This is a genomic window from Microbacterium sp., assembly GCF_035277845.1.
Taxonomy (GTDB): Bacteria; Actinomycetota; Actinomycetes; order Actinomycetales; family Microbacteriaceae; genus Microbacterium.
In genome coordinates this window covers 1-2,314 of sequence record NZ_DATEJS010000283.1, presented here as the reverse complement: position 1 = coordinate 2,314, position 2,314 = coordinate 1, and the positions used below count along the sequence as shown (strand labels likewise).

At 68.5% G+C, this 2,314-nt stretch carries 2 protein-coding genes and 1 pseudogene; all 3 read right to left on the bottom strand.

Annotation, left to right across the window (positions count from 1 at the left end; genetic code table 11):
- Positions 1-129: 129 nt before the first annotated feature.
- On the bottom strand, positions 130-963 hold the full coding sequence (gene map / locus VJR25_RS12400) for a type I methionyl aminopeptidase (protein ID WP_324115462.1): 834 nt from the start codon (positions 961-963) through the stop codon (positions 130-132).
- A gap of 10 nt (positions 964-973) precedes the next feature.
- On the bottom strand, positions 974-1,573 hold the full coding sequence (locus tag VJR25_RS12395; RefSeq protein ID WP_324115460.1) for an adenylate kinase: 600 nt from the start codon (positions 1,571-1,573) through the stop codon (positions 974-976).
- Positions 1,570-2,314, bottom strand: a pseudogene (locus VJR25_RS12390) (SecY family transport protein); the annotation flags it as partial. The pseudogene VJR25_RS12390 and the gene VJR25_RS12395, both read right to left, overlap by 4 nt.

Here is a 2,314-nt window from a genome sequence, read left to right as displayed (position 1 = left end):
AGTTCATCGCGATGACGACGCCGGCCACGGCGACCACGATCACCACGACGGCGATCGTGATCCAGATCGCGAACCAGTTCTTGTTGCGTGCAGCGGTGGCCATGTCTACCTCAGGGTCGGGGTTTCAGGTCAGGGGATCGGGGTCGGCGTGATGCCGTAGGGCGCCAGGCCCGCGGCTCCGCCGTCATGGGCGGTGAGCACCCAGATGCCTCCATCGTGCACGGCGACGCTATGTTCCCAATGAGAACCGTCTGTGCCGTCCACCGTCGAGACCGTCCAGTCGTCGTCCTCGACGAAGGTCTCCTCGGAGCCGCCCACGATCATCGGCTCGATGGCGAGCACCAGCCCGGGGCGCACGGCCGGGCCGAGGTCGGCGGTGCGGTAGTTGAAGACGGACGGCGACTCGTGCATCTTGCGGCCGATGCCGTGACCGACGTAGTCGCGCAGGATGCCGTAGCCGTGCCCGGCCGCCTCGACGTGTCCCTGCACCGCGTCGCCGATCTCGCCGATGTGCTTGGCATGTGCGAGCGCGGCGATGCCCGCCCACAGCGAGCCCTCGGTCACGCGGGACAGCTCCTCGCGCGCCGCCACGAGCTGCGGCTGCGCCGGGTCGGGCAGCACGACGGTGATCGCGCTGTCGCCGTTCCAGCCCTTGAACTGGGCGCCGGCGTCGATCGAGACGATGTCGCCCGCCTGCAGCACGCGGTCGCCGGGGATGCCGTGCACGACCTGCTGGTTGACGGACGTGCACACGGTGTGGCGGTAGCCGCGCACCAGCTGGAAGTTGGACTCGGCGCCGTGCTGCTTGACGACGCGGGATGCCGCGGCATCCAGCTCGAGCGTCGTCACGCCCGGCGCGACGATCTCGCGCACCGCGTCGAGCATGCGCGCCGTGATGAGTCCCGGCTCGACCATGCCGCGCAGCTGCGCGGGAGTCTTGTAGATTCCCCGGCGAAGGCCCATGGACGCGACCTCAGAGCGCGGCGACGCGCTCGATGCCGCGCTCGGCCAGGGCCGCGTTGATGCGCTCCTCGACCTCGTCGAGGCTGCCGACGCCGTCGATGACGGCGACGATCCCGCGCGAGCGGTACACCTCGAGGATGGGCGCGGTCTCACGCTCGTAGATGCTCAGGCGGTGCGCGATGACCTCTTCGGTGTCGTCGCTGCGGCCCTGCTCCTGCGCGCGCAGCGCGATGCGCTCGATGCTGATGGCGCGCGGCACGGCGAGCTCGAGCACGACGTCGAGGGCCTCGTCGTGCTGCTCGAGGAAGCGGTCGAGGTCGGCGACCTGCGCGGCGTTTCGCGGGTACCCGTCGAGCAGGAAGCCGTTCGCGGCATCCGGCTGGGAGAGCCGGTCGCGCACGACGGCGCTCGTCAGCTCGTCCGGCACCAGGTCGCCGGCGTCGATGATCGCCTTGACCTGGCGGCCGAGCGGGGTCTGCTCCTTGATGTTCGCGCGGAACACGTCGCCGGTGGACACCTCCGGGATTCCGAACGTGGCCGAGATACGGGTGCCCTGGGTTCCCTTGCCGGAACCCTGCGGACCCACGATGAGCAGGCGTGCTGAGGTCATCGAAGAAGCCCTTCGTAGTGTCGCTGCTGGAGCTGCGCGTCGATCTGCTTCACCGTCTCGAGACCGACGCCGACCATGATGAGGATCGACGTGCCGCCGAACGGGAAGTTCTGGTTGGCGCTGACCGTCGCGAGCGCGATGAGCGGGATGAGCGCGACGAGACCCAGGTAGATGGATCCCGGCAGGGTGATGCGGGTGAGCACGTAGTCGAGGTACTCGGCCGTGGGGCGGCCGGCGCGGATGCCCGGGATGAAGCCGCCGTACTTCTTCATGTTGTCGGCGACCTCCTCCGGGTTGAAGGTGATCGCGACGTAGAAGTAGGTGAACCCGACGATGAGGAGGAAGTAGAGCAGCCAGTACAGCGGGTGGTCGCCCTTGGTGAGATACGTCGAGATCCACGTGACCCAGGCGGCCGGCTGCTCCCCCGCCTTCGGCTGGTTGAACTGGGCGATCAGGGCCGGGATGTACAGCAGCGACGACGCGAAGATGACGGGCACGACGCCGGCCATGTTCACCTTGATCGGGATGTAGGTGTTGGTGCCGCCGTAGGTGCGGCGGCCGACCATGCGCTTCGCGTACTGCACCGGGATGCGCCGCTGGGACTGCTCGACGTAGACGATCAGCGCGATGATGACGAGCCCGACGAGGATGACGAGCAGGAACACCTCGAAGCCGCGCGACTGCCAGATCGACCACAGCGCGGCCGGGAAGGTCGCCGCGATCGAGGTGAAGATGAGGATC

What these genes read in the sequence shown, in the direction of transcription:
- VJR25_RS12395 (WP_324115460.1), bottom strand. Translation starts at nt 1,573, where the DNA reads ATGACCTCAGCACGCCTGCTCATCGTGGGTCCGCAGGGTTCCGGCAAG.
- map (WP_324115462.1), bottom strand. Translation starts at nt 963, where the DNA reads ATGGGCCTTCGCCGGGGAATCTACAAGACTCCCGCGCAGCTGCGCGGC.